Annotated in this window: 26 protein-coding genes; 4 read left to right on the top strand and 22 right to left on the bottom strand. The window is 34.9% G+C overall.

Annotation, left to right across the window (positions count from 1 at the left end):
* Positions 1 to 38: 38 nt before the first annotated feature.
* The 3 genes from ACYQ3X_RS07950 to flgE are packed head-to-tail and all read left to right on the top strand — an operon-like array spanning position 39 to position 2,816.
* Positions 39 to 1,088: a flagellar hook-length control protein FliK gene (locus ACYQ3X_RS07950; RefSeq protein ID WP_460181273.1), complete on the top strand. Its 1,050-nt coding sequence runs from the start codon at positions 39 to 41 to the stop codon at positions 1,086 to 1,088.
* 15 nt (positions 1,089 to 1,103) lie between these two features.
* Positions 1,104 to 1,517 (top strand): flagellar hook assembly protein FlgD, encoded by a 414-nt coding sequence (locus ACYQ3X_RS07945; protein WP_460181272.1) that lies wholly within the window; start codon positions 1,104 to 1,106, stop codon positions 1,515 to 1,517.
* A gap of 12 nt (positions 1,518 to 1,529) precedes the next feature.
* A complete protein-coding gene (gene flgE, locus ACYQ3X_RS07940; protein WP_460181271.1) occupies positions 1,530 to 2,816 on the top strand; it encodes a flagellar hook protein FlgE in 1,287 nt (428 codons plus the stop codon).
* A 196-nt stretch (positions 2,817 to 3,012) separates the two neighbouring features.
* Here the strand turns inward: flgE and tyrS are convergent, their stop codons facing one another.
* The 8 genes from tyrS to ACYQ3X_RS07900 all read right to left on the bottom strand — a co-directional run bounded on the left by tyrS (position 3,013) and on the right by ACYQ3X_RS07900 (position 11,226).
* The gene (gene tyrS, locus ACYQ3X_RS07935) at positions 3,013 to 4,221 is read right to left on the bottom strand and encodes a tyrosine--tRNA ligase (RefSeq protein WP_460181702.1); all 1,209 of its coding nucleotides are present in this window, start codon (positions 4,219 to 4,221) and stop codon (positions 3,013 to 3,015) included.
* Between the two features lie 55 nt (positions 4,222 to 4,276).
* Positions 4,277 to 5,071, bottom strand: a complete 795-nt coding sequence (gene panB / locus ACYQ3X_RS07930; protein WP_460181270.1) for a 3-methyl-2-oxobutanoate hydroxymethyltransferase — start codon at positions 5,069 to 5,071, stop codon at positions 4,277 to 4,279.
* Entirely contained in the window at positions 5,068 to 6,741 is a 1,674-nt protein-coding gene (gene recJ, locus ACYQ3X_RS07925) for a single-stranded-DNA-specific exonuclease RecJ (RefSeq protein WP_460181269.1), read from the bottom strand. Before recJ ends, panB begins: the two co-directional genes overlap by 4 nt.
* A 1-nt stretch (position 6,742) precedes the next feature.
* A complete protein-coding gene (gene secF / locus ACYQ3X_RS07920) occupies positions 6,743 to 7,648 on the bottom strand; it encodes a protein translocase subunit SecF (protein ID WP_460181268.1) in 906 nt (301 codons plus the stop codon).
* Positions 7,645 to 9,267, bottom strand: a complete 1,623-nt coding sequence (gene secD / locus ACYQ3X_RS07915) for a protein translocase subunit SecD (RefSeq protein ID WP_460181267.1) — start codon at positions 9,265 to 9,267, stop codon at positions 7,645 to 7,647. The genes secF and secD overlap by 4 nt, the downstream gene beginning before the upstream one ends.
* A 9-nt stretch (positions 9,268 to 9,276) precedes the next feature.
* Positions 9,277 to 9,627: a preprotein translocase subunit YajC gene (gene yajC / locus ACYQ3X_RS07910; protein WP_460181266.1), complete on the bottom strand. Its 351-nt coding sequence runs from the start codon at positions 9,625 to 9,627 to the stop codon at positions 9,277 to 9,279.
* An 88-nt stretch (positions 9,628 to 9,715) separates the two neighbouring features.
* A complete protein-coding gene (locus ACYQ3X_RS07905; protein WP_460181265.1) occupies positions 9,716 to 10,453 on the bottom strand; it encodes an ABC transporter ATP-binding protein in 738 nt (245 codons plus the stop codon).
* Entirely contained in the window at positions 10,450 to 11,226 is a 777-nt protein-coding gene (locus tag ACYQ3X_RS07900; protein ID WP_460181264.1) for an MlaE family ABC transporter permease, read from the bottom strand. Before ACYQ3X_RS07900 ends, ACYQ3X_RS07905 begins: the two co-directional genes overlap by 4 nt.
* 66 nt (positions 11,227 to 11,292) lie before the next feature.
* Between ACYQ3X_RS07900 and ACYQ3X_RS07895 the strand changes: the two genes are divergently transcribed.
* A complete protein-coding gene (locus ACYQ3X_RS07895; RefSeq protein ID WP_460181263.1) occupies positions 11,293 to 11,877 on the top strand; it encodes a DJ-1/PfpI family protein in 585 nt (194 codons plus the stop codon).
* Here ACYQ3X_RS07895 and ACYQ3X_RS07890 read toward each other — a convergent pair.
* The 14 genes from ACYQ3X_RS07890 to ACYQ3X_RS07825 are packed head-to-tail and all read right to left on the bottom strand — an operon-like array spanning position 11,874 to position 24,755.
* A complete protein-coding gene (locus tag ACYQ3X_RS07890) occupies positions 11,874 to 13,532 on the bottom strand; it encodes an ATP-dependent helicase (RefSeq protein ID WP_460181262.1) in 1,659 nt (552 codons plus the stop codon). The two genes, ACYQ3X_RS07895 and ACYQ3X_RS07890, sit on opposite strands and share 4 nt — an antisense overlap.
* Complete coding sequence (locus ACYQ3X_RS07885) at positions 13,533 to 14,795, bottom strand: endonuclease Q family protein (protein ID WP_460181261.1); 1,263 nt, start codon at positions 14,793 to 14,795, stop codon at positions 13,533 to 13,535. It abuts the gene before it with no gap.
* Positions 14,782 to 15,522, bottom strand: coding sequence for a hypothetical protein (locus ACYQ3X_RS07880; protein ID WP_460181260.1), 741 nt, complete (start codon positions 15,520 to 15,522; stop codon positions 14,782 to 14,784). Before ACYQ3X_RS07880 ends, ACYQ3X_RS07885 begins: the two co-directional genes overlap by 14 nt.
* 2 nt (positions 15,523 to 15,524) lie before the next feature.
* On the bottom strand, positions 15,525 to 16,232 hold the full coding sequence (locus ACYQ3X_RS07875) for a lysophospholipid acyltransferase family protein (protein ID WP_460181259.1): 708 nt from the start codon (positions 16,230 to 16,232) through the stop codon (positions 15,525 to 15,527).
* Positions 16,229 to 16,894, bottom strand: coding sequence for a 7-cyano-7-deazaguanine synthase QueC (gene queC / locus ACYQ3X_RS07870; RefSeq protein ID WP_460181258.1), 666 nt, complete (start codon positions 16,892 to 16,894; stop codon positions 16,229 to 16,231). The genes ACYQ3X_RS07875 and queC overlap by 4 nt, the downstream gene beginning before the upstream one ends.
* A complete protein-coding gene (gene plsY / locus ACYQ3X_RS07865; protein ID WP_460181257.1) occupies positions 16,891 to 17,481 on the bottom strand; it encodes a glycerol-3-phosphate 1-O-acyltransferase PlsY in 591 nt (196 codons plus the stop codon). The genes queC and plsY overlap by 4 nt, the downstream gene beginning before the upstream one ends.
* The gene (gene pgsA, locus ACYQ3X_RS07860) at positions 17,478 to 18,014 is read right to left on the bottom strand and encodes a CDP-diacylglycerol--glycerol-3-phosphate 3-phosphatidyltransferase (protein ID WP_460181256.1); all 537 of its coding nucleotides are present in this window, start codon (positions 18,012 to 18,014) and stop codon (positions 17,478 to 17,480) included. Before pgsA ends, plsY begins: the two co-directional genes overlap by 4 nt.
* Positions 17,995 to 18,999: a D-glycero-beta-D-manno-heptose 1-phosphate adenylyltransferase gene (rfaE2, locus tag ACYQ3X_RS07855; RefSeq protein ID WP_460181255.1), complete on the bottom strand. Its 1,005-nt coding sequence runs from the start codon at positions 18,997 to 18,999 to the stop codon at positions 17,995 to 17,997. Before rfaE2 ends, pgsA begins: the two co-directional genes overlap by 20 nt.
* Positions 18,977 to 19,402 (bottom strand): NUDIX hydrolase, encoded by a 426-nt coding sequence (locus ACYQ3X_RS07850; protein ID WP_460181254.1) that lies wholly within the window; start codon positions 19,400 to 19,402, stop codon positions 18,977 to 18,979. Before ACYQ3X_RS07850 ends, rfaE2 begins: the two co-directional genes overlap by 23 nt.
* The gene (gene rseP, locus ACYQ3X_RS07845) at positions 19,402 to 20,466 is read right to left on the bottom strand and encodes an RIP metalloprotease RseP (protein ID WP_460181253.1); all 1,065 of its coding nucleotides are present in this window, start codon (positions 20,464 to 20,466) and stop codon (positions 19,402 to 19,404) included. The genes ACYQ3X_RS07850 and rseP overlap by 1 nt, the downstream gene beginning before the upstream one ends.
* A complete protein-coding gene (locus ACYQ3X_RS07840) occupies positions 20,463 to 21,608 on the bottom strand; it encodes a 1-deoxy-D-xylulose-5-phosphate reductoisomerase (RefSeq protein WP_460181252.1) in 1,146 nt (381 codons plus the stop codon). Before ACYQ3X_RS07840 ends, rseP begins: the two co-directional genes overlap by 4 nt.
* Positions 21,609 to 21,617: 9 nt before the next feature.
* Positions 21,618 to 22,406 carry a phosphatidate cytidylyltransferase gene (locus tag ACYQ3X_RS07835; protein ID WP_460181251.1) on the bottom strand — a complete coding sequence of 263 codons (789 nt, stop codon included), beginning with the start codon at positions 22,404 to 22,406 and terminating at the stop codon, positions 21,618 to 21,620.
* Positions 22,387 to 23,094, bottom strand: a complete 708-nt coding sequence (locus tag ACYQ3X_RS07830; protein WP_460181250.1) for an isoprenyl transferase — start codon at positions 23,092 to 23,094, stop codon at positions 22,387 to 22,389. The genes ACYQ3X_RS07835 and ACYQ3X_RS07830 overlap by 20 nt, the downstream gene beginning before the upstream one ends.
* A gap of 2 nt (positions 23,095 to 23,096) precedes the next feature.
* A complete protein-coding gene (locus ACYQ3X_RS07825; RefSeq protein ID WP_460181249.1) occupies positions 23,097 to 24,755 on the bottom strand; it encodes a hypothetical protein in 1,659 nt (552 codons plus the stop codon).
* Between the last annotated feature and the right edge of the window lie 100 nt (positions 24,756 to 24,855).

Here is a 24,855-nt window from a genome sequence, read left to right as displayed (position 1 = left end):
TAAACTAAAACTGGCATAAAGATTGAATTATTTCTGGCATGATGTTAATAGGAAATATAAATCTGGATTCATTAAACATAATCAAAAATCAGGTATCGGTAACAGGTCAATTTACAGGATTTGATGAGATTTTTAATGAACTTTTAAAGCTTCTCTTTGAAAATAAAGATACCTCAACTAATGCTTCTGCAGATAACACTCTCTTTATTTTCCCTTTTGCCTCTTTCCAGAACTTCTTATTTCAGGAGATTAAAAATTTTCAATCTGCAGAGCTTTCTCCTGAAGTAAAAGCCCTTTTGCAGTCAGGGCAGATAGATATAAATGAATTGGCCAGTCTTTTGCAAAATCTTAAATCCCAGAATAATAAGAATGAAATTCAGAGTCTTATTGAAGATTTTGATGGAAAAATTCTTTTAAACAAAGAAAATCCCAACTTGTATAGTTCAAAACTACCAGAAGTGGTTCAAAATTATTCAAACAAAGGTCATTCCGAGCAACTTCTCTTTAATTCCAAGCTTTACAGTCAGGGTAAGCTCAGTGAAGAGTTTCCTTCTACTTTTCTTTTAGATATTGTTAAAGCCTATTCAGAAAGCAATGGTAATAACTCAGAGTTTCCAAATGCTCCCATAATAAAGAAAGTTCTAAATAACGAAGAAATATCATTACCATTAAATATTTTTCACAGTACTCAAGAAAAAAACAATGGGATTCAATATATACAGCACAAAATTGATCTTCCCTTTACTCAGTTAAGGGAAGTCTCAGATATAGTTTTCAAGGCATTATCCAGTTCTCAAAAAACTATAATAGTGCAGCTTGAACCACCAGAGCTTGGTAAAATACTGATTAAGCTTTCTATGGATAATGCAGGTCTAAGAGCTGATATGAGGGTTGATTATCCTCATGTAAAAGAAGCTCTTTCAGCACTTATTCCAGAAATTAAAAACAATCTTGAGGCAACAGGACTAAAGGTTTCGGATTTTCTTCTTGATTTAATGAAAGACAATCACGGATACTCTGATTCTTACAATAGTCAGGGACAGAGAAAATACAGAGGTAATCATAAATTTTTTGAATACTTTGTATGATAAGGAGGAATAAAAATGGCAGAGATAACAACTATATTTGATAATCCACTTTACACAGTACAGCAAAAAACAACTGGAACTGGAAACAATCAGATAGACAAAGAAGCATTTTTAAAGCTTCTTACAGCACAGCTGAAATATCAGGATCCTCTTAATCCAATAGATAATGTAGAATTTGTGGGACAGCTTGCAATGTTTTCAGCACTTGAGCAAGTTATTAATATTGGAGACACATTAAATAGTTTTGTCTCTACTAAAACAAAGAATGATGCCATTCTGCTTGGAGCAACTCTAATTGGCAAAACTATCACAACCACCTCTTCAGAAGAATTCACAGTAAAAGGAGTAAGCTATGAGGATGGAAAGCTTAAAGTTGATGTAGGAAGTAAAAGCTTAACGATTGATGAAATAAATGGTATAAAAGCTTAAGGAGGTGATACTATGTTAACATCACTCTTTACAGGAATAAGTGGACTGAACGCAAATGGACTTGCCCTTTCTGTTATAGGAGATAATATTGCCAATGCAAATACTGTTGGTTTTAAAGCAAGCAGAGCTAACTTTGGAGACATTCTCAGTCAGACACTTGGTGGAGCATCTGCAATGCAGGTTGGTCGTGGAACCATGATTATAGATATTCAGAAGATGTTTACACAGGGAACTCTTGAAACCACATCAAATCCTCTTGATCTGGCAATAGAGGGAGACGGATTCTTTGTTGTAAAGCAACTTAATGGACCAACCTATTATACCAGAGCAGGACAGTTTAGACTTGACAAAGCCGGCTATGTCGTAGATCCTAATGGATATAGACTTCAGGCATATCAGATGGATGCAAATGGAAATGTTACAGGTGAGATTAATGATGTATATCTCGCAGGATTAATGAGTGAGCCTTCAGCAACCAATAAAATAAACATGCAGGTAAATCTTGATTCAAGGGATGATACCAGAACATGGAGTTTCACTCCAGGAGCAAACCTGCCAAATTCAGCAGTATATAATTTTTCAACAGCAATAACAATTTATGACAGTCTTGGGAATCCTCATCTTGTTTATACATATTTTGTAAAAACTTCAACGCCAAATCAATGGGAAGCTCATGTAATTTATAATACAAATGCAACAGGAACCCCCAATTATCAAGAAATAGATTTTGATTCTGGCACTGCAGGAACACAGCCCATTACTTTAACATTTGATACAGATGGGAAGCTCACTTCAGTTTCACCTGCTAATCCTACAGCAACTTTTAATTTTACTGCATGGGGAGCTACAGCAGCTCAGAATATTACTTTTGATTTCACGAACTCAACTCAGTATGGTTCTCCAAATGCTGTTGTATTTCAAACACAGAACGGTTATTCAGCAGGAAATCTGATTGCTATTACTGTTGATCAGGATGGAGTTATATCAGGTGTATTTACAAACGGGCAGGTAAAAAAAGTTGCTCAGGTTGTTCTTGCAAAATTTGTTGCAGCTCATAATCTTACAAAAGTTGGAAAAAATTTATTTCTTGAATCCTATAGTTCTGGTGGACCTACTTATGGAGCTCCTGGAACAGTGGGGGTTGGCTCTGTTTATGCAAATTCACTGGAATCAAGCAATGTTGATCTTGCAGAGGAGTTTATCAGAATGATTGCAGCACAGAGAGCTTATCAGGCAAATGTAAGAGTAATTACAACAACTGACAATATGTTAAATGAATTAATGAATATAGTGAGATAATATTTCTTTTGAATTTTGAACTTTGAACTTTATAAATGTTGGCTGGGCTCAATATTCAGAAGAATATAACCGTGATGGGGTCATTACTAATTATTATGTTATCCCCGGTGATACCTGGGATTTTCTCTGTTTTCGCTTTCCTGTGATTCAAACACCCTGGGGGCTATTCAAGGTTTAAAGTTCAAGGTTAAGTCTTTCAGCTTACTTTTATTCTGATAAATCTTCTTTTGCCCACTTTTACAATATATTCGCCAGCTTTAAGTTTTATATCGGGATTCATTATATGCTCATTGTTAATTCTCAAAGCACCTTGTTTGATGAGCCTTATTGCCTCTGAGGTGCTTGTTGTAAGTCTATATTCTTTCATTATTTTTGGAAGCCATACTCCTTCTCCTTCATCTTTTACCTCTACAGTTTCAATGTCTTCAGGAATTTCTTTTTTTCTGAAAAGTTTAACAAAGTTTTCCCTTGCCTTTTCTGCAAGCTCTTTACTGTGATATCTTGTAACAATTTCCACTGCAAGAGCTTCCTTAGCATCTCTTGGATTAATTTTTCCTTCCTTTATACCATTTTTAAGCGCATTGAGCTCTTCCAGGGATATGTGACTGAGGAGTTCGTAATACTTAAGCATTAATTCATCATTGATGGACATTATTTTTCCAAACATCTCATCAGGTGCTTCATTTATTCCAATGTAGTTACCAAGACTTTTTGACATCTTATGCACACCATCAAGCCCTTCAAGAAGTGGCATTGTGATTATTACTTGTTCTTCCATTCCAAAAATCTTCATTAACTGTCTTCCCATAAGAAGATTGAACTTCTGATCATTGCCTCCGAGCTCTATATCTGCTTTCAAGTAAACGGAGTCATAAGCCTGAAGCAGAGGATAGAGAAACTCAAGAATTGTTATAGGACGGCCTTCTGTAAAGCGTTTTTTAAAGTCTTCTCTTTCAAGCATTCTTGCAACAGTTTCTGCACCTGCAAGCCTGCACATATCAAGTGCTGTCATTTTGTTAAACCATTCACTGTTAAACATTATTACTGTTTTTTCTGGATCAAGAATTTTGAAAACCTGCTCTTTGTATGTTTCAGCATTTTTCAAAACTTCCTCTCTTGTAAGAGGCTTTCTTGTCTCTGTTTTACCTGATGGATCTCCTATCATTCCAGTAAAATCGCCGATAAGAAATATAACTTCATGACCAAGTTCCTGAAACTGTCTCATTTTCTCAAGTAACACAGTATGTCCAAGATGTATGTCTGGTGCAGTTGGATCAAATCCAGCTTTTACTCTTAAGGGTTTTCCTTCTTTATATGAGCGTTCAAGCTTTTTTTTGAGGTCTTCTTCAAGAATTATCTCAACAATGCCTCTTTTTATTATTTCAAGCTGTTTTTCAGGTATCATCATTTGTCCTCCCTTACCTTTCATGCAATTCTGCACTTAACAAATGATTCAAAGTTCAAAAAGAATGCTCTCTGTCAGGGAATACTCCCTTTTCAACTTCTTCTTTAAATTGTTTTACTGCTTTCAGAATTTCATCTTTTAAACTGGCGTATTTTTTCACAAATTTTGGTGTAAATCTCTCAAAAAGTCCAAGTATATCGTGTATTACTAAAACCTGTCCATCACAATATGGACCAGCGCCAATGCCTATTGTTGGAATTTCAAGATTTTCAGTAATTTCTTGTGCAAGCTCTGAAGGAATTACTTCAAGGACTATTGCCACTGCACCCTTGTCCTGGAGTCTTAATGCATCTTCCTTTATTCTCTTTGCTTGTTCCTCTGTTTTGCCCTGAAGCCTGTATCCTCCCATTCTGAGCACTGCCTGAGGAGTAAGCCCGAGATGACCAATAACAGGAATCTCTGCTTCTGTAATAGCTTTTACCTGAGAAAGAATTTCCCTTCCACCTTCAAGTTTGACAGCTTGTGCACCAGCTTCTTTTATAAGTTTTCCCGCATTCCTTACAGCTTCTTCAACACTTACCTGATAGGACATAAACGGCATGTCAGCCACAATCATTGCTCTTTTTGTTGATTTTACAACGATTTTTGTGTGATAGAGCATCTCTTCCATTGTTACAGGCAGTGTAGTTTCATTGCCCTGAACCACCATTGAAAGAGAGTCTCCCACAAGAATCATATCTATTCCCGCTTCATCAATAATATGGGCAAAGGGATAGTCATATGCTGTAAGCATAGTAATTTTTTGTTTTTGCTTTTTTTTGGCAAGTAAGTCAGTAACAGTAAACCTCATTTTTGTGTCCTTCTAATTGCTTTAAGTTGCAGTTGAAGGCTTTTTATTCCCTCCCACTCATTTATTACAGGAGTGAATGCTGCATCAATAAGGCATCCTTCAACTATTGGTTCTTCTGCCATATCAAAACCTATTGCTGGAATATATTTTCCGTTTTGCTTTAATGACATTTTAAGATGATTACTGCCCACCTTTCTTAAATTTACCACAGTAAGCTCTTTTGCTCCAAAAAGTGGTTCACGATTGCCTTCTCCAAAGGGTTCAAGAAGCTTTATTTCTTCTGTTAGTTTTTCATTAACCTCCGATAGACTGACAGCAGCATCCAGTTGAAGTATATTTTTTCGCTCTGTATCCATGCTTTCTACTAATTTGCAAACTCTTTCTTTGAATTCATTAAGCTTTTCTTTGTAAAGCATAACTCCTGCTGCCTGCTTATGTCCTCCAAAGCGTATAAGCAGGTCTTTACAACTACCGAGCATTTTCTGTAAATCAAAACCATTGGGAGCTCTTGCAGAACCCTTTGCTTTGTTTTCGTATATTGCCATTATAAATACAGGTCTATTAAATCTTTCAAGAAGTTTGCTTGCCACTGTTCCAACAACTCCAAGATGCCAGTCTCCCCATAGTACAACAACAGAGTCATCATTAAACTCTTCTGACAGTTTTTTTTCAATTTCCTCCATAATTTTCTCTTCTGTTTTCTGTCTTAAAGAATTTATCTGATTTATCCACTGTCCTATGTGTTCAATTTCTCCGATATCCTCTGAGGTGAAAAATTTTACCACATTTTGAGCATGGTCAATTCTTCCAGGCGCATTGATTCTTGGTATAAGACAATAACTTAAATGAAAGTTTTTGAGACTGGTTGAATTGACTCCTGATATTTCTTTCAATATCTTAATTGAAGCTCTGTGTGGATTTTCAATAAGCTCCCAGCCATGTTTTATTAATGCTCTGTTTGTAGTATTAAGAGGCACCATATCAGCATATGTTCCAAGTGTTACAAGATCAAGATACTGTATAGCTTCTTCAGGATTTAAAGCCATTGCGAGCATAAAAGCAACTCCAACGCCTGCCAGAGATATATATGGTGAATTTTCATCAATTTTAGGATTGATTATGGTTAGAGCCTGAGGAAGCATTATGTTCCCATCTATTCTCAATGGTTCATGATGGTCTGTGATGATTGTTTCAATTCCTTCTTTTTTTGCATATTGAACCATTTCAAAGTCCCTTATTCCACAGTCAACAGTTATGATGAGCTTTGCCCCTATTTTTTTTGCCTCTTCAATGCTTGTAATGGTTAAACCGTATCCATGATGAATTCTATGGGGAATGTGATAAAAAACCTGAGCTTTCATCTTTTTCAAAATATCATAGAGAATTGCAGTACCAGTCAATCCATCAGCATCATAATCTCCATTTATAAAAATTTTTATGCCTGATTTTACTGCCTCCTTTATTATTTTTACAGCTTCATAAACTCCTGAAATGCTAAAAGGATCAATTGAATCAATTGAGGGATTTAAAAAGGAATAAATTTCATCCACATCTTTAAGCCCCCTTGATACAAGAACCTGTGCAATAGGAATTGATATATTTAAAGACTTAGACAGATAGTGAAGATAATCCTGATTTGTTTTGACAACAATCCAATCGCTGTATTGCATTTTATCTTTTTAATAAAGAATTTTTGCCAAGCAATAAAACTATGGGGCTTGCCACAAATATGGATGAATAAGTTCCAATCACTATTCCAATCATCATTGCAAGGGCGAAGTCATGCAAAACCTCTCCTCCAAAGAAAAAGAGTGCTGCTGCTGACAGAAATGTGGTAAGAGAAGTTATGATTGTCCTTGATAAAACCTCATTTATGCTTTTATTCATCAATGCTTCAAGAGTCATTGTGCCTTTTGCCACTTTACCAAGATTTTCACGAATTCTATCAAAGACAACAACAGTATCAGTAAGAGAGTATCCAGCGATTGTTAAAAGAGCACTTATAAAAATTAGATTTATCTCTTTGTTAAGAATGTAAAAAATTCCAAGCACAGCCATAACATCATGAAATGTTGCCACTGTTGCTCCAATTGAAAAATGGAATCTAAATCTTATGGCAATGTATAAAAGGATTCCCGCAGTGGCAGCAGCAATTGCAAGGAGAGCGTCTCTTTTTGTTCTTTCTCCAATTTTTGGTCCAATTTCAGTAATTGACTCTATTAAGGGTTCTTTGTCCTGTAAATTTTCTTTAAGGGCTTTTTCAACTACTTCCTGAGCACCTTCCTGTTGTTTTTTTAGCTTTATAAGAATCTTTCTCTCTGCTGGAAGTTCTTGTATATCAGCATCTTTTACTCCTGTTTTATCAACTACTGCTCTAACTTCAGCAAGACTTACAGGTTGAGAAAATCTTACCTGAAGACTTAATCCTCCTGCAAAGTCCACACCAAGATTTGCTCTGCCAGAATAAATCTGAAAAATTGCAAATACTCCAAGAATTATCATTATGCAAGACAAACCAAGTGCAATGTATCTTTTACCGAGAAAATCAATATTTGTTTTACCCAGTATCTGTATCATATGCTCAAGCTCCTGCGCTCTTTTCCAGTGTATATAAAGTCAAAAACTGTTTTTGTTCCGATTAAAGCTGTAAAAAGATTTATTGCAACACCCAATGACAGCGTTACTGCAAATCCTTTAATAGGTCCAGAACCAAAATGAAAGAGCACGACTGCTGTTATAAGAGTTGTAATATGGGAGTCAAATATGGTCCAGAATGCTTTTTTGTATCCAGACTCAATCGCAGCTTTTGGAGTTTTTCCAAGTCTTAGTTCTTCTCTTATTCTTTCAAACATGAGAACATTAGAATCCACAGCCATTCCGATTGCAAGAGCAATTCCTGCAATTCCAGGTAATGTAAGGGTTGCATTTAAAGCTGCAAGAGCACCGATAAGAAGAATAATATTTAAAATTAAGGCAAGGTCAGCAATAACTCCACTTAAGCGATAATAAAAAACCATGAACAATGAAACAAATACCGCTGCAACGATTACAGCCATTTTACCTGCTTCAATTGAGTCTTTTCCAAGTGTAGGACCAACTGTTACATTTTGAATCAATTTAACAGGTGCTGGAAGAGCACCAGCTCTGAGAACAATTGCCAGATCCTTTGCTTCCTCAAGAGTAAAGCTTCCTGTAATCTGGGCATTACCGCCTTCAATTCTTTCCTGAATTACAGGTGCTGAATAGAGGTTTCCATCAAGTATTATGGCGAGTCTGTGTTTAACATATTTTGCTGTTATTTCTTCAAAAATTTTTGCTCCTGCATCATTGAATCTCAGAGATACATATGGTTCATTAAATCTCTGGTCAATACTTACATGAGCTTCACTAAGAAGGTCTCCTGTAAGCAGAGTTTCTTTTTTAACAATATATGGTCTTTTATAAACTTCTCCAGTTTCCTTATTGACAATTTTCTGAAAAACTATCTCATCACTTTCAGGAAGCCTGTTTTTCCACTGATTTAAAAATGTTTCTTCTTCTTTAGCTTTTATAAGTGATGGAAGTTCTTTCCACAGAGGAGTTTCTTCATCAAGAAGTTTAAACTCAAGCTGTGCTGTTTTGCCTATAATTTCAAGGGCTTTTTTAGGATCCTTTACTCCTGGAAGCTGAACCACTATCTCATTTTCTCCCTGACGATGTATTGTTGGTTCAGAAACTCCAAGCTGGTCAATTCTGTTACGAATTACTTCAATTGCCTGCTCAACTGATGTAGTCTCAATCCTTTTAAATGCAGTTTCTGGAAGTTCGCATACAAGATTATTACCCTGAGCGGAAATAGAAAGGTCAGGATAGTTTTCTTTTACAAGCTTTTTTACTTCATCGTTTAATGGCTGGATAAAGATTTTTTCAACTTCTGTTTTTACTGTTGCTTTTATCCCCTTTTTTTCAAGAAGAGTTTGAAGATGCATGCCAATTCTTTCAATAGTTATATCACGTGCTCTTTTGAGGTCTACTTCAAAAACAAGATGAGAACCTCCTCTTAAATCAAGTCCCAGAACAATTCCTTTATGAGGCATACTCTTTTTCCACCAATCAGGCAAAGAATCAAAAAAAGGAGTATTTGGCAAAAAGAAAATGAATGCTATAATGACCGTTGCCAGTATCAGTGCAATTCTCAGGTAAATGCTTTTTCTCATAAATCCTTGTTAATCCTCATCTGTTGGTGGTCTCAATGCAGCAACTGACTGTTTTGAAAATTTAACCTTTACATTTTCAGCAATTTTTAAAACCACTGTATTTGGATTTACAGCTTCAACAACTCCATATATTCCACCCACTGTGATTACCTTGTCTCCTTTTTTAAGATTTTCAAGCATCTGCCTGTGTTCTTTTGCTCTTTTCTGCTGGGGTCTGATAAGCAGAAAGTAGAAAACAACTATAATCAAAACTAATGGTAAAATGCTGGCAATAAGGCTCATAATTGGATCGCCTTGTGCTCCTCCCTGTGGTGCAGGTCCCATTGCATAAGCATCTGATATTAAATTTAAAAAGCTCATAATCCACCTCCAAAATTTTTAAATCTTTTTATAGTAGCAAGCCTGAGCCAAAAATCTCAAGTTTTTTAAATTCTTGCAATAGATATTGCTAAACTTTAAAAAATAACTCTTTAATGAAATCTTTTACAGCTGGGATTTTGGTTTTAATAAGTTCCTCTTTACCACCATCAAACACAATCTTTCCATCTTTAAGAAAAATAAATCTATTGCATAGTTGCCATGCTACATAAACCACATGAGTTATTATCATAAAACCTATATTTTCCCTATCTGCTAAATCTCTAATTAGCTGGATAATTCGTTCAGAATTGATAGGATCAAGTCCTGCAGTTGGTTCATCATAAAGAAACATCTTTGTTTTCCCAACTGCCAGAGCACGGGCAATGGCTACTCTTCGGTGCATACCTCCACTGAGTTCCTCTGGCATAAGTTCCTCTGCATCTTCCACTCCAACACGTTTAAGCAATTCTTTTACTCTGCGATAAACTTCTTCATCAGGAAGTTTTAAAAGTTCCCTCATGAAAAAAGCTACATTTTCTTTTACAGGCAAAGAATCAAAAAGAGCCCCTTCCTGAAAAACAATGCTAAACTTTCTTCTTACAGGAATAAGTTCTTCTTCGCTTAGTTTGGTTATATCAATACCATCAATGATAATTTTTCCTCTGTCAGGTGTGATTAAACCCAGAATTAATTTTAAGATTGTAGTTTTCCCTCCACCACTTTCGCCAAGAACAGCTATTCGTTCATCAAATTTTGCAGTAAAGCTTATATTTTTAAGGACTTCTCTATCTCCGTAAGAAAACCATACGTCATTAAATATTATCATACAGTAAACCCCAATGCATAAAGTAAAATTCTTGTTAGTATGAAATCAGTAGCGATTACAACAACAATTGATGTAACCACTGCTTTTGTTGTTGAGGTTCTTAAGCCTTTTGCTCCACCATGGGTTTTAAGTCCGTAAAAACAGCTTATGCAAGATATAAGATATCCAAATATAAAGGGTTTTAGTGAACCGGAAAAGACATTTTGAAAATTTAATTCTCTAATAATGCTTGACCAATAAAATGAGCCACTCTGATTACTTACAAAAACTGCTATGTAGTAGCCTCCAATAAGACATACAAGGTCTCCTATTATTGTAAGACATGGAAGCATTACAACTGAGGCAATTACTCTTGGAATTACCACTTTTTTAACAGGATCAATTCCGTAAACCCTTAAGGTGTCTATCTGATGCCCAAGAATCATTGAGCCAATTTCAGCAGTCTGTCCAGCACCAACTCTGCCTATAAAAACCAATGCTGTTACAAGAGGACCAATTTCTCTTATCACCGCGATCCCGACAATTTTACCTGTGTACATTTTTAATCCAAGTCTGCTGAGTTCAGCACTGAGTTGAAGACTGAGAGCCATTCCTACAAAAAGACAGACCAGAGATACAATAAAAACAGAGGCAGAACCAGCATATTCCATCTGCTCAATTATGTCATCAAAGTATAGAGGTCTTTTAAAAAGTTTTAAAAATGAGTTTATAGAAAGAAAGTAAAAGTCCTGTAAGTCTGCCACTGTTTTTTTTAACTTGCTGTCTTTACTCATAAGGCGTAACAATATCTTAACATAAAAGGTTTATAATAAAATAAACAAAATCAGAGGAGGGGTAGTATGTCTAAAAAAATTTTAATGCTTATAGGAGATTTTGTGGAAGACTATGAGGCAATGGTGCCATTTCAGATGCTCAAGATGGTGGGACATACTGTTCATGCAGTTTGTCCAGGGAAAAAAGCAGGTGAGACTGTAAAAACTGCTGTGCACGATTTTGAAGGAGATCAGACATATACAGAAAAAAGAGGTCATAATTTTATGTTAAATGCTGATTTTGAAAAAATTAAACCTGAAAATTATGATGCCCTTGTAATTCCAGGCGGGAGAGCTCCTGAATATCTGAGACTTAATGATAAAGTATTAGAAATAGTAAAACATTTTGTTGAATCAGGTAAACCTGTTGCTGCCATATGTCATGGAATTCAGCTTTTAACTGCGACAAATGTTATAAAAGGCAGAACTCTTACTGCCTATCCAGCAGTAAAGGCAGAAATTTTACTTGCCGGTGGAAAATGGTGTGAAGTAAATGCAACATTTTCAAATGCTTGTGTAGATGGAAATATTGTAACTGCACCTGCCTGGCCAGCTCATCCAGAATGGATAAGAAAGTTTCTTGAGCTTCTTGGTACAGAAATAAAAGCTTAAAAAAGATCTTTTTGCTTTGGTCCGGTTCTGTCTGACCGGATCTTTTTTATTCTTATGTATTCTGCTGGTATATCTTTAAGAAAAGAAGAAACAGACATATTTAATTTTTTCCCATTTATGACTCTTTGCCTTGAATGAATAAGTATTAAGTCATCCATTGCCCGGGTCATTCCTACATAAAAGAGCCTTCTTTCTTCCTCTAAATCAGTATCAGATGCCAGAGTATACGGGATCAGACCTTCATCAAAACCTGCAATGAAAACAACAGGAAATTCAAGACCTTTTGAAGTGTGAAGAGTAAGAAGGCTTACTGCATTAAGGCTTTCTGGAAATAGATCAAGAGGCGTCATTGCTGAAAGTTCATCAATGAATGCATGAATCTGATCTATAAGTTTGCTATTTTTATATGTTTTTGTCATGTTGCTCAACATAAAGATTTCTATGTCTGATAATCCTTCATAGATTCCAGATAATTCAAGAAAATCGTTTAACGGCATATTTGTAAAAAGTTTTTCCGACAACTTAGTTATTGCTTCGGTAAGTTTTTTTATAATAGAAGATATCCAGTGTTCTATATCTTTCTTAATTGTTTTTACAGGAATTCCTTCTCTTTTTAAAAAATCTCTAATGATTTTTAACTGATTATTTGTTCTTGTAAGAACTGCAAAACTTGAAAAACTATAAGGTGTTTCTTCTTTATTTTTATATAGTTCTGTAAAATCTGTTGCACCAAGCCTTAGTTTTATTTCTTTAAGAATGGTTTTTGCTTCTTCATATTCATCTTCAACTTCAAAAACCATTACAGGAGAATTTGTTTCTCTTGTAGGTTCAACTCTTTTGGAAAATCTCCTGGTGTTGGCTGTGATAAACTTATTTGAAGCTTCTATTATATTTTTCTGAGAACGATAATTAAGAGAAAGATTTATAAGAGTTAAATCTGGAAAATCTTCTGGGAGTTTTAAAAAAAGTTCAATTTCTGAGCCTCTAAAAGAATAAATAGCCTGATCAGGATCACCAAATACTGCAAGAAAGCCATTCTCTTTAAGCAATCCTCTTATAAGTTCATACTGAATCTTATTTATGTCCTGAAATTCATCAATGATTATATAAGAAAAAAGAGCTGGAATCTGTTTTTTATTGATTAACTGAAGAGTTTTTAGCAATAGGTCGTCAAAATCAAGAAGATTAAGCTCGCTCTTTTTTTCTTCATATTTTTCGTACAATGGTAAGATTTTTTCATCAAGTGGAACACCTGTGTTTTTGAATTTTGTTATTTTTTCAATTATTTTGTCCGCATTTTCTCCATATAAAGCAGAGATTATTTCTTTCTGTTTTGTTCTGGTACATAATTGAAAATGTTTTTCCTTATCTGGTAAAAATTCTCTTAAAAGTTTTAGAGACAAAAGATGAAAGGTTCCTATAAAAGGTATGTTTTCTTTTTGTCTCAGGCTATTTATAACTCTCTGTTTCATTTCAATAGCTGCTTTTTGTGTGAATGTGAGAGCAGCAATTTCTTGTGGATTTATCCCCTTTTGCAGTAGATGAATGATTTTTGCAGTTATTGTGAGAGTTTTACCAGTACCAGGACCTGCCAGAACACAGCATATTCTATCTGAGGTTTCTGCTGCTATTTTTTGATTTTTATTAAGATTCATTTAAAAAAGGATTGCCTGCCCTTTAATCTCTGTTTCAATAGATTCACCAAAAACTCTTATTTTGCCATATTCTCCGTCATATCCAGCTTCTACATAAACTTTTCCATCTCTCATTCTTTTAATTGCTTCTGCCAGTTTTGAATCAAATTTTTCAATCTCCGATAAATCTTTTTTCAAAAGTATATCATATTCATTTCCTAATTTATAAAGGGCTTTCATGTATGTATCAAATACTGATTTAGACTGCACAGAGCTATTTTTTATTTCTGCAATTATCTCAGGTAAAGGAATAATGGATTGAAAAGGAAGGGATTGGGGAGGTTTAAATCCTTCAGGTCTATCGGAAAGGAGTTCAACTCTATGCATTACTCCAACAGTAACTTTTTTACCACATACAGGACATAGATAATTTCTTTTTATTGTCTCCTTAGGTGAAAGTCTTACTCCACATGCTCTGTGTCCATCATAATGATATTTTCCTTCTTCAGGGAAAAACTCTACTGTGCCAAGAAATCCTTTACCTGTTTTTATTGCCTGAATAATGGCATTGTAATCCATTGCTGTATCAAAGATGTTTGCTTCTCTGCCAATTTTTCCTGGTGAATGGGCATCAGAATTTGAAACAAGAACTACTCTGTCAAGTTCACTGAGACGCCAGTTCATTGGTGGATCAGAACTCAAACCTGTTTCAATTGCATAGATGTAAGGAGTAAGTTCTTCAAAGCATTCAGTTAGACTGTCAAAACCTGACTGAGAACCAAACACAGAAAAATGAGGAGTCCATGCATGGGCTGGAATTATCATTGAAGATGGTGAAATATCAAGAATTATTTTCATAACTTCTTTTGCATCTATTCCAAGAATGGGTCTACCATCTGAGCCAAGACTTCCAATTTGAGATAAAGCGTGATTTATTTTTGTAACATCCTTTATTGAAGGAGATAAAATTACGAGATGGATTTTTCTTAATTTATTATTTTTTTGATAAATGCAGCTTATTTCAGAGGAGAGAATAAAAAATATCTTCTCTTTGCAGGAATCAGGCACATCAAGGCAATATTGTTTTTTTAAGGTGAAAAGTCCGTTTCCTTCCTCGTTTAATTTTTTTTCTATTTCCCTGAGCCATTCTGGATGGGTAAAATCACCTGTTCCAATTAGTTTTATACCTTTGAGCTGAGCCCACTGCTCAATTACCTCAGGGGTCATCTCTTTGCTTGTTGCTCTGGAGAATCTGGAATGAATATGAAGATCAGCGTAGAACATTTATTAGAATAACATCAAGTTCTTTAGCTTTTTTTATGGCACCCTGTGTTTTTTCTTTACAGACTACAACAGCCAGTGTTTCAGTATCAGTAGCTTTTTTAAAAATCTGGGCTCTTCTATAAGCCCTTTCTACATCTCTTTTATCAGCTTTTACAGAAGCTTCAGCAACGAGGAGGACTTTTTTTGAAGGATCCTTTGTCAGAACACCGGTTGCAACAAGGTCAACATCAAGAGCATCTTCTCTTTCATCAAAGGTAATTTTGTTTTCATCAAGGGCATCATCTAAGATTTCTACATATTTTTCAGCACTTAAAACCTTACATCTTCTGATAATATAACCAAAACGAGAAGGTGCCTTATCCTTTAATTTCATTTCAAACATATCACCTTTAAGCATTCCCACATCATCCTTTAATATTTTTACATCCTGTTTAAGCACAGCCACATCCTGTTTAAGCACAGCCACATCCTGTTTAAGCACAGCCACATCCTGTTTAAGCACAGCCACATCTTGTTTAAGCACAGCCACATCTTCTTCTAATTTATCTACCTTTTTCTTTAAAGGTTTAAATTCATTTTCTATAAATTCCTCAAATTTTTTCGGTAGTTCAATGAGCTCGGTAGTTAAAATAAGTTGTCTCAGTTCCTCAAGCCATTCAGGATGAGTTTTGAGAACTCTGACAAGATCATGAAAAGTTTCAATTCTGTCATTGGCTTTAACTTGCATATCTAATTATAACATTTTTTAAGAGAGTTTTCTATGAATTGAATAATCTGAATATGCTCATTAAGTCCTTTATTTTCAATATAAAGAGGGCTACCGATAAAAAAACAAATAGGTTTTGAAGAATCAATTTTACCGAAATCCTTAAAGATTTTGCCTATTCCCCATGCATCTGTTCTTAACGCTATTGGCACAACAGGTGTCTGAGCCTTTTTTGCAAGCTTTATTCCAAGAGTGTTGAATTTCGCAGGATCAAAAATAATCTCACGTGTTGCTTGAGGAAAAACTATTACAGATATTCCTTCATGAAGCCTTTTTAATCCTTCAGTTATTACTACTTTGTAGTCTTCCCTGGGATTTTTTCTTGTAACAGGAATTGGATTCAGAGCAGACAGAATCCTTCCAAAAAATGGATATTTAAGTAGAGATTTCTTCACTACGAAGGTTACTCTGAATTCTTTCCCAATTACACCAGGAAGAACCAGTGTTTCAAGGGTACTCATATGGTTTGCTATAAAAACGCATGGAGGCTTTAGATCTTTAAGGTTTTCTTTTCCTTTAATTATAATTCTGCAACCCACATCTCTCATCATGTCAAGAATTTTCAAGCCGTCAATTACCAGTTCTTCATATGTATACTTACCTTTATTGGCTTTAATTGCACTGAGAATTATTTTTTTTATGACATTCGTGTGAAGTTTTATTGTAATCATTTTATTAGAGGATCTTTTAAGTTAGCTTCTTCAAAGCCTTTCAATCTATATATGCAACTGGGGCATGTAAGGCATGGTTTTGGAGGTTCACCCTGAGGGTTGTAGCAGCTCCATGTAAGAGAATAATCAACTCCGAGTTCAACTCCTTTTTTAATTATCTCTGCTTTTGTAAGATAAAGAAGAGGAGCATGAATTTTAAATTGCAATTTACCTTCTATTGAGATTTTTGTTGCAAGATTTGCCATGCATTCAAAAGCTTGAAGATATTCGGGTCTGCAATCAGGATATCCTGAATAATCAACAACATTGGCACCAATAAAGATATGCGATGCCTTTAAAACCTCAGCCCATGCAAGGGCAAAACTTAGGAATATGGTATTACGGGCTGGAACATAGGTAACAGGGATTCCTTCCTGTGTTCCAGATGGCATATCAAGCTCTGATGTTAATGCTGATCCTCCGATTTTTCTTAAATCAAAGGAAATAATTAAATGTTCCTTTACTCCTATATGTTTTGCCACCTTTTTAGCAGATTCAAGCTCTACTTTATGTCTCTGTCCATAATCAAAGGAAAGAGCATAACAGGCAAATCCTTCATGCTTTGCTATGGCAAGAGTGGTTGAGGAGTCAATTCCTCCACTTAAAAGTACAACAGCTTTCATTTCTTTTCTCCAATTCTTGGTTCAGTTCCTTTGATCAATCTTTTTATATTTGAAATATGCCTTGTATAAATGAGAATTGTAAAGAGCCATGCAAAAACCAAAAACTCCTTTGGATAATTTATAATGCTCACATTCAAAGGAAGTAAAGCAAAGGAGACAAGAGCTCCCATAGAAGAGATTCTGCTGATTTTAACAGTCATTATCCAGATAACAACTGTAATAAGTCCAGCTAAAGGCATATAGGCTAAAAGGACTCCTATAGAGGTAGCTACTCCTTTGCCTCCTTTAAACTTAAGAAAAGGTGTAAAACAGTGTCCAAGTATGGCAAACACTCCCACTGCACCAGCTAAAATTGAATTTTCTCCATAGAAAGTGGCTTTTACAATCAAAACAGGAATAATACCCTTTGCTATATCAAGCAATAAAGTGATCAATGCCTCTTTTTTACCAATAACTCTCATTACATTTGTTGCTCCGATATTTCCACTTCCAGTTTTTCTAAGATCAATACCCTTTGATTTACCGATGAGATATCCCCATGGAATGGAGCCAAGAAAAAAGGCTAATACACAGAAAAGAAGACTCATTTTATATTCCTCCAGAAGTGGAAGATATATTGAATCCCAGAAAATACAGCCACAAATGTGGCAATGTATATTAAAATAACTCCTAAATCGTAAAGATCTACTCCATATATCTCCTCTGCAATGAGAAGAAGCAAAATTGATACCATCTGAAGCACAGTTTTTGCCTTACCAGCAGTTTCAGCAGGAATAACAACTCCACGGGATAAAGCATAAAATCGCATTGTTGTGATTATAAATTCTCTTAAAATAATAACAGTGGCTATCCATGCAGGAACTCTTGCTATATCAACGAGAATGATCAGGGCAGATATTACAAGAAGCTTGTCAGCAATAGGGTCTAATATAATTCCTAATTTTGTTATCTGACGAAATTTTCTTGCCAGATATCCATCAAGAAAATCCGTTACAGAGGCTATAAAAAATAGAAATGCACCAAATTGTGGATTTGTTGGTGCCTCTATTATAAAAATCGGAATAATAAGTATGCGTATAATCGTTAATGTTGTAGGAAGATTAAAGATTTGAGTATTCATCTATAAATTTATCCCAGAGTCCTTTTGCTTTTAAAATTATATCACAGATTTCTCTTACAGCACCCTGCCCAGCTTTACATTGAGTTACCATGTCAACTCTTTTTTTCACCTCTTCATGAGCATCCTGTGGAGCAATTGATAGTCCTGCCCTCATTAAAATAGATAAATCAATTATATCATCTCCGATTGCTGCAATTTCATCTTTTTTAAGATCAAATTTTTCAACTATTTCATTGAAAATTTTGAGTTTTTCTCTTGTACCCTGATGAACCTCTGTAATCCCCAATTCTTTCATTCTTCTCTGAAGCGCTTTTGAGTGTCTTCCTGTTATTACAGCAATGTTTATTCCTGCTTTATGAAGCATTACAAGCCCGTGTCCATCTTTTACATTGAAAATTTTAAATTCATTATTTTCATCATCAAGAATGATGTCTCCACGAGTTAAAACTCCATCCACATCAAGAATAAGAAATCTTACCTTTTTTGCCTTTTCAATAATTTCATCTGAAGGCTGAATAGTGGAAGTTTTGTATTTATTTAAAATTTTATTGATTATTTCAGTTGTTGAAACTCCTTCAACATAGGGAAGACTGTAAACTTCCTTTACAAGGTCTGCTCCTACAATATCCTGAATCTTCCAGTCTCCTCCTTTAACAAGAACATCTGGCTGAATATATTTAATAAGTTCATAGGGTGTGTCTTCATTAAAAAATGTAACAAAATCAACGAATTGCATTGCAGAAAGCACTTCTGCTCTCTCATTTTCTACATTAATTGGTCTGAGTGGTTTGATTTTTCTTACAGAGCTATCAGAGTTTATGGCAACTATCAGTACATTTCCAAGTTTTTTTGCTTCCTTTAAATATCTTACATGTCCAACATGGATTATATCAAAGCATCCATTTGTAAAAACAATTTTTTTACCCTTTTTTTTTAATTTCTCTATCTCTTTTTTCAGTTTTTCAGGAGTTAATATTTTGCCCATAAATTTTCTCTAGGGCTTTTTTTAAAATTTCCCTGTCAGTCTTGTAAGTAATTTTCTTGATTGCTTCTTCAGCTTTGAACCATTCTGCGGAATTAATCTCCCATTGAGGAGTTATTTCACCACCTGTGTATTCCACAAGAAAATATTTTACAGTCTTAAAGTATTTTTCTCCCTCCATGACAAACCAGTAAGAAGTTTCTCCAATTTTATCAACTATTTTACCACTTATGCCTGTTTCTTCTTTTATTTCTCTTAAGGCAGTTTCTTCAGAGGTCTCTCCTTTTTCTATCAATCCCTTTGGTAAAGCCCATGCTTTACCTTCTTTTGTTGAAATTAGCAATATTTTTAAATCTCCATTTTCAAATCTATAAACAACTCCACCAGCAGAAAAAATCCTTTTCATCAGGGCATCCTTCCAGTTAAAACTCTTAAAATATCATTGTAAAAAGCGAGCATCATTAAGGCAACTAAAAAGGCTATGCCAATTTTTTGTGAAACAGCAATAAATTTTTCACTTAATGGTTTCCTTCTTATTGCCTCAATTAAGAAAAATAAAATATGACCACCATCTAAGACAGGAATTGGAAGCAAGTTAAGCACTCCAAGATTTATGCTGATTATTGCTGCAAAGCTTAAGAAACTTACAAATCCCTGCTCAGCTGTTTTCCCCGCAGCCTGGAATATAAGAATAGGACCTCCTATTACCTCTGTTGAAACAACTCTTTGAAAGATTTTTACAATGGTAAGATAGGTAAGCTCTACAATTTCATAGCATTTCTGAATAGATTTGTTAAGAGCATTGAAAGGATCTTCCTTTTTTATAAAGACTGCTTTTTCATCTGGCTTTATTCCAATTTGCCCAACAAAAATGTTTTCTCCAAAGATATTTTTAGCTTTCTTTCCCTGAGGTGTTATCTGAAGTTGAATGATTTCACCGTTTCTTTCAATTTTAAAATTGAGATTTTTATCTGGATTCTGCTGTATAAACTGAGCCATATCAAACCAGTTTGAGATTTTTTGTCCTTCAATCTCTAAGATTTTATCACCTTTCTTTAATCCTGCCATGTATGCAGGTGATTTTTCCATAACCTCTCCTATTACAGGTTTAAGTACAGGAACTCCGTGAACAAATACAATCCAGAAGAGAAAGACTGCGCCAATTATGTTAAAAAGAGGACCTGAAAAAACAATGAAGATTTTTTTATAAACCGGTTGATGTTTAAAAGAGTATCTTTCATCAATTACTTCATCGGTCAACTCTTCACCATACATCTTTACATATCCACCAAGAGGAACAGCGCTCAGAAGATACTCTGTTTCTCCAATTCTTTTACCAATTAGTTTTGGACCAAAGCCAATTGAGAATTTAAGAACCCTTACTCCACATATTTTAGCAGCCAGGAAATGGCCGATTTCATGAATGAAAATTAAAAAACCAAAAAGAATTATTGCATAAATTAAATTCATTCTTTTATTTCCTCCATTGCTTTTTTTCTCGCCCAGTTATCAATTTCAAGGATTTCTTCTATACTGTCAGGATGAGAAACCCTGTGAGCATCCATAACATTTTTAATCAATTTGGGTATTTCATTAAATTTTAACCTTCCTGAAAGAAAAGCTTCAACAGCAATTTCATCAGCAGCATTTAAAACTACTGGCATACTGCCTCCAAGCCTGGCTGCTTCGTAGGCAAGGCTAAGACATGGAAAAACTTCTGTATCAGGTAATTCAAAATTAAGCTTGCCTAAGGTGTTCCAATCTATTGGAGAAATTATATCTGGAAGTCTCTCTGGAAAGGAAAGTGCCAGGGCAATGGGTGCTTTCATATCAGGATTGCTTATCTGAGCAAGGTAGGTTCCATCAATAAATTCAACAAGACAGTGCACAATACTTTGAGGATGAATCAATACTGCAATGTTTTCAACAGGTATGTCAAAAAGAAAATGAGCTTCAATAACTTCAAATCCTTTATTCATAAGAGTTGCTGAATCTATGGTAATTCTCTTTCCCATCTTCCATTTTGGATGATTTAATGCTTCCTGAGGAGTTACATTTTCTATTTCATAGGATTTCTTTCCTCTAAATGGTCCTCCAGAGGCAGTAAGCCATATTTTTTTTATGTAAGGTTTATTGCATCCATTAATGCATTGAAAAACAGCACTGTGTTCGCTATCAACAGGAATTATCTGAGCTTTGCTTTGGTTGGCTTGTTTTTTTATTAAATCACCAGCCATTACAAGGCTTTCCTTGTTTGCAAGAGCAATTACTTTGCCAGCCTTTACTGCTTCAAATGTGGGCAAAAGACCTTCTGCACCCACAATGGCTGAAAGAACAATATCTGCCTCTTTAAGTGCAGCGATTTCGCATACTCCTTGAGCTCCGCAGAGTATGTTTGATGATTTTATTTCTTTCTTTAATTTTTCGCAGGCTTTTTTATCATAAACTGCCACATACTCTGGTTTAAACTCCTTAATTTGCTCTTTAAGAAGGTTAATACTGCTTTTGGCAGCAACTCCTAAAACCTTAAATTTTTCAGGAAATTGTCGTATTACCTGAAGAGCATTTTTTCCTATAGAGCCTGTGCTACCAAGTATTACAACTTTTTTCAATGCCTTCTCCTACATAAGCTTCATAAAAAAATAGACTAAAACTCCTGCAAAAAGCATACTATCTATTTTATCAAGAACTCCACCATGCTCTGGAAAGAGAAAGCTTGAATCCTTTACCTGAGCCTCTCTTTTAAACATTGACTCCACAAGGTCACCAAATATACTGATAAAGCCGATTAAGAAGCCAGCTATTAGAAGTTTAATAAGAGGCTTTGACAGTAAAAAATGTCCAAATAATAAAGAAGCAATCATTCCACCTATTAAAGAACCATAAGCACCAGCCCATGTTTTTTTTGGGCTTACTTCTGGATAAAGCTTCTTTTTCCCGAATCCCTTTCCAATGTAATAGGCAAAGGAGTCTGCTGACCACACAACAGCATAAAGATATATAATCCATTGCCAGCCATGATTTCTTAAAAACCACTGGAAAGCAAGTAAAGCAGGAATGTATAAAAGCCCGATCATAATAGAAGAAATTTCAGACAGGGCATGCTGAGGGTTTTTTTTTGTTATTAAACGAGTGGTAGTTATTACTACAAAGGCTGTAGCATAATAATGCAATGCAAGCTGGGGATAAAAACAGTTAAGTAAAAAAAGGATTACAGAGGATAAAACTCCAAAACCAATCCAGAAATAGTGAGTCTTATACATTTTTAAAAATTCCCACATTCCCACTGCACACACTACTGTGAGAAGTGCTAAAAAGAAGTATGCCGGTAGCTTTACAATAAGTAGAACCAGAAGAGGTAAAGCAATCAGTGCAACAAGAATTCTTTTTTTATGACCTTGTAAACTCACTTACTTTTCCAAATCTCCTCTGTCTTTTTTGAAAATCAAGAATTGCCTCTGTAAACTCCTCTTCAGTGAAATCTGGCCAGAGAGTTTGCGTAAAGTAAAACTCTGAATAGGCAGACTGCCATATCAGAAAATTACTGAGTCTTTGTTCCCCTGAAGTTCTGATTATAAGGTCAGGTTCTATAGTCCCGGCTGTATCAAGCATTGATGAGAATAGGCTTTCATTGAGTTCCTCAGATTTGATTTGATTTTCAATTATTTTTTTTACTGCTCTTAAGATTTCATCCCTTCCACTATAACTTATGGCAAACTGTGCGGTAAGCTTAGTGCAATGCTCTGTTATTTGCTCTGTTTCTTCAATTATTTTAAGTATATGTGAGGGTATCAACTGACGATTTCCTATCATTTTGAACCTGATTCCTTGAGAGAGAAACAGTTGAGTTTCCTTTTTTAGATGATTTTGTAGTAACTCCATAATTATTTCAACTTCCTTTTTTGGTCTTTGCCAGTTTTCTATTGAAAAAGCATAGAAGGTAACAACATCAATATTCAATCTTATTGCAGCATTGATAATTTCTTTTACTTTTTCAACTCCTCTTTTATGTCCTTCATAACGGGGCAGTCCTCTCATCTGTGCCCATCTTCCATTTCCATCCATTATTATTCCAACATGCCTTATAAATCTACCCATTTTTAATATTTGAAGGAAAGAATATGTAGAATTGTCTCAAAAGGGCTTTCTCCCTGAAGAAGCCTCTTAGGATTGAAGCCAAAAGGAGGCTTTACAAGAACAAACAATTTATCTGATGAAACAGCATAGTCAATTATTTCTCCTGACATCTCTTCTGTAATGGATGTATCTTCAATTCCCATTCCTGTCCATTGAAGCAGATGTAATGTAGAGCTTTTGTATCCCAGTGTTGAAACATTTACAACTCCTAAAAGGGGTTTTTTCTCTATAACTATTATTCCATTACTCAAAGGCTTTATTCTGCTTTGAACTTTCCATTTTCCAAGACTTAACATGGCAATTCCAGTTTGTTTTTCATATTGAAGTCCATATCCAAGAGGTTCCTGTGAGCGCCACAGAGAAACACCCTTGTTGTTGTATACTGCAAGGAAGCCGTCATCTTCCCATTTGAACATAATATTGCCGAAAAGATAAAAATCGTAAATATTTGCTTTAACTGGAAGTTTCAATACACCCTGAGCCTGATAACCTAAGTTTTGAGGATTTATATAAAAGATTTCTCCATCAAAACCAGAGGAAGGAGAATACCTCTGGGCAATTAATTTTCCTTCATAGATTCTTAAGAATATATCATTAAGTCTGGCAATTTCATTGAATCCATCTTTAGCCCACTTTATTATTAATGAGATAACTCTATCATCCTTTTTTATTGTTATCACTATCTCATCTTTACCATCCCCATCAATATCACCTGTATCAAACCATAGAACATCACCACTTACTGAAACTGAGTAGTTGCTCTTTAGTTTCAGGTCAACATCTATACTGTAGAGGCTTATCTCACTGTCTGAGGCAATTAAAATTTGATTTGAGCTTATTCCATCAAAATTGCCCACAGCAATCCTGTTAATGCTTCTTGAAAGTCTGAAAGAAAGAAGAGTGTGCCCTTCAGGAACTATTAATGAAGCATATTTTTTTCTTAACTCATTCAAAGCTAATGCAGGCAGTTCAATTTCTGAGCGAGAAAAAAGTTTTTTATCTTTAATCCAGTAAAGCTCTTGAGAAAGCTTCAGGTTTCCATTCTGTTTTGATTGTTTAACTAAAAGTAAAACATCAGCATTCCCTGACTGTTTTAAAAGTTTTTCCACTTCTGTTACATTTACAGGAGCATCAATAAGTTCAAATCTTTCAGTATCTTTCAGCTCTCTGTAATAACCTTCGCCAACTGCCCATTCAGTATCTGTCTGGGCATATAAAATTTTAATTTTTGATTTCGGTATCTTAAATAAAAGGGAATTTGCTGAGGGAATATTTCCTTCTAAAACTTCAGCTACTGAAGAATTTTCTTCAACGCTTATAACTTCAGCAGAACCAACTATTTTTTCTGATTTACCTATAACCTGTCTTGTTACAGGGTGAATTAAAGGAACAGTCTCTTCAAAAATAACTATCCTCTGTCCCTTTTTTACTCCATCTTTAGATCCTTTATCAAGAGTAAGTTTGTTGTTTTCCAGTTTTACAACTTTACCAGAAATGATAGGGAAATAGGATAAAAGAGTTTCTTTAAAATTTTTAAAATAGTCAGCTTCTGCATAACATGGTTTCGCATAGATTAAACATAGCACAAAAAATAGCATCACTCCATTTTTTATAAAATGCATTTTAAAGTTTAAACTAAATTGCTTTTACAAGTCAAAAGTTTCTGTTGAATTCAATAGAAAGTTTATAAAGGTGAGTTCTAACAGCAATTTCAGGTTTACC

It is taken from the genome of Thermodesulfovibrio sp. TK110 (genome assembly GCF_054658355.1).
This window is presented reverse-complemented; position numbering and strand designations above follow the sequence as displayed.

Excerpts from the sequence above, each read along its gene's own strand:
- ACYQ3X_RS07950 (WP_460181273.1), top strand. The coding sequence starts at position 39 with ATGATGTTAATAGGAAATATAAATCTGGATTCATTAAACATAATCAAA.
- ACYQ3X_RS07945 (WP_460181272.1), top strand. The coding sequence starts at position 1,104 with ATGGCAGAGATAACAACTATATTTGATAATCCACTTTACACAGTACAG.
- flgE (WP_460181271.1), top strand. The coding sequence starts at position 1,530 with ATGTTAACATCACTCTTTACAGGAATAAGTGGACTGAACGCAAATGGA.
- tyrS (WP_460181702.1), bottom strand. The coding sequence starts at position 4,221 with ATGATACCTGAAAAACAGCTTGAAATAATAAAAAGAGGCATTGTTGAG.
- panB (WP_460181270.1), bottom strand. The coding sequence starts at position 5,071 with ATGAGGTTTACTGTTACTGACTTACTTGCCAAAAAAAAGCAAAAACAA.
- recJ (WP_460181269.1), bottom strand. The coding sequence starts at position 6,741 with ATGCAATACAGCGATTGGATTGTTGTCAAAACAAATCAGGATTATCTT.
- secF (WP_460181268.1), bottom strand. The coding sequence starts at position 7,648 with ATGATACAGATACTGGGTAAAACAAATATTGATTTTCTCGGTAAAAGA.
- secD (WP_460181267.1), bottom strand. The coding sequence starts at position 9,267 with ATGAGAAAAAGCATTTACCTGAGAATTGCACTGATACTGGCAACGGTC.
- yajC (WP_460181266.1), bottom strand. The coding sequence starts at position 9,627 with ATGAGCTTTTTAAATTTAATATCAGATGCTTATGCAATGGGACCTGCA.
- ACYQ3X_RS07905 (WP_460181265.1), bottom strand. The coding sequence starts at position 10,453 with ATGATAATATTTAATGACGTATGGTTTTCTTACGGAGATAGAGAAGTC.
- ACYQ3X_RS07900 (WP_460181264.1), bottom strand. The coding sequence starts at position 11,226 with ATGAGTAAAGACAGCAAGTTAAAAAAAACAGTGGCAGACTTACAGGAC.
- ACYQ3X_RS07895 (WP_460181263.1), top strand. The coding sequence starts at position 11,293 with ATGTCTAAAAAAATTTTAATGCTTATAGGAGATTTTGTGGAAGACTAT.
- ACYQ3X_RS07890 (WP_460181262.1), bottom strand. The coding sequence starts at position 13,532 with ATGAATCTTAATAAAAATCAAAAAATAGCAGCAGAAACCTCAGATAGA.
- ACYQ3X_RS07885 (WP_460181261.1), bottom strand. The coding sequence starts at position 14,795 with ATGTTCTACGCTGATCTTCATATTCATTCCAGATTCTCCAGAGCAACA.
- ACYQ3X_RS07880 (WP_460181260.1), bottom strand. The coding sequence starts at position 15,522 with ATGCAAGTTAAAGCCAATGACAGAATTGAAACTTTTCATGATCTTGTC.
- ACYQ3X_RS07875 (WP_460181259.1), bottom strand. The coding sequence starts at position 16,232 with ATGATTACAATAAAACTTCACACGAATGTCATAAAAAAAATAATTCTC.
- queC (WP_460181258.1), bottom strand. The coding sequence starts at position 16,894 with ATGAAAGCTGTTGTACTTTTAAGTGGAGGAATTGACTCCTCAACCACT.
- plsY (WP_460181257.1), bottom strand. The coding sequence starts at position 17,481 with ATGAGTCTTCTTTTCTGTGTATTAGCCTTTTTTCTTGGCTCCATTCCA.
- pgsA (WP_460181256.1), bottom strand. The coding sequence starts at position 18,014 with ATGAATACTCAAATCTTTAATCTTCCTACAACATTAACGATTATACGC.
- rfaE2 (WP_460181255.1), bottom strand. The coding sequence starts at position 18,999 with ATGGGCAAAATATTAACTCCTGAAAAACTGAAAAAAGAGATAGAGAAA.
- ACYQ3X_RS07850 (WP_460181254.1), bottom strand. The coding sequence starts at position 19,402 with ATGAAAAGGATTTTTTCTGCTGGTGGAGTTGTTTATAGATTTGAAAAT.
- rseP (WP_460181253.1), bottom strand. The coding sequence starts at position 20,466 with ATGAATTTAATTTATGCAATAATTCTTTTTGGTTTTTTAATTTTCATT.
- ACYQ3X_RS07830 (WP_460181250.1), bottom strand. The coding sequence starts at position 23,094 with ATGGGTAGATTTATAAGGCATGTTGGAATAATAATGGATGGAAATGGA.
- ACYQ3X_RS07825 (WP_460181249.1), bottom strand. The coding sequence starts at position 24,755 with ATGCATTTTATAAAAAATGGAGTGATGCTATTTTTTGTGCTATGTTTA.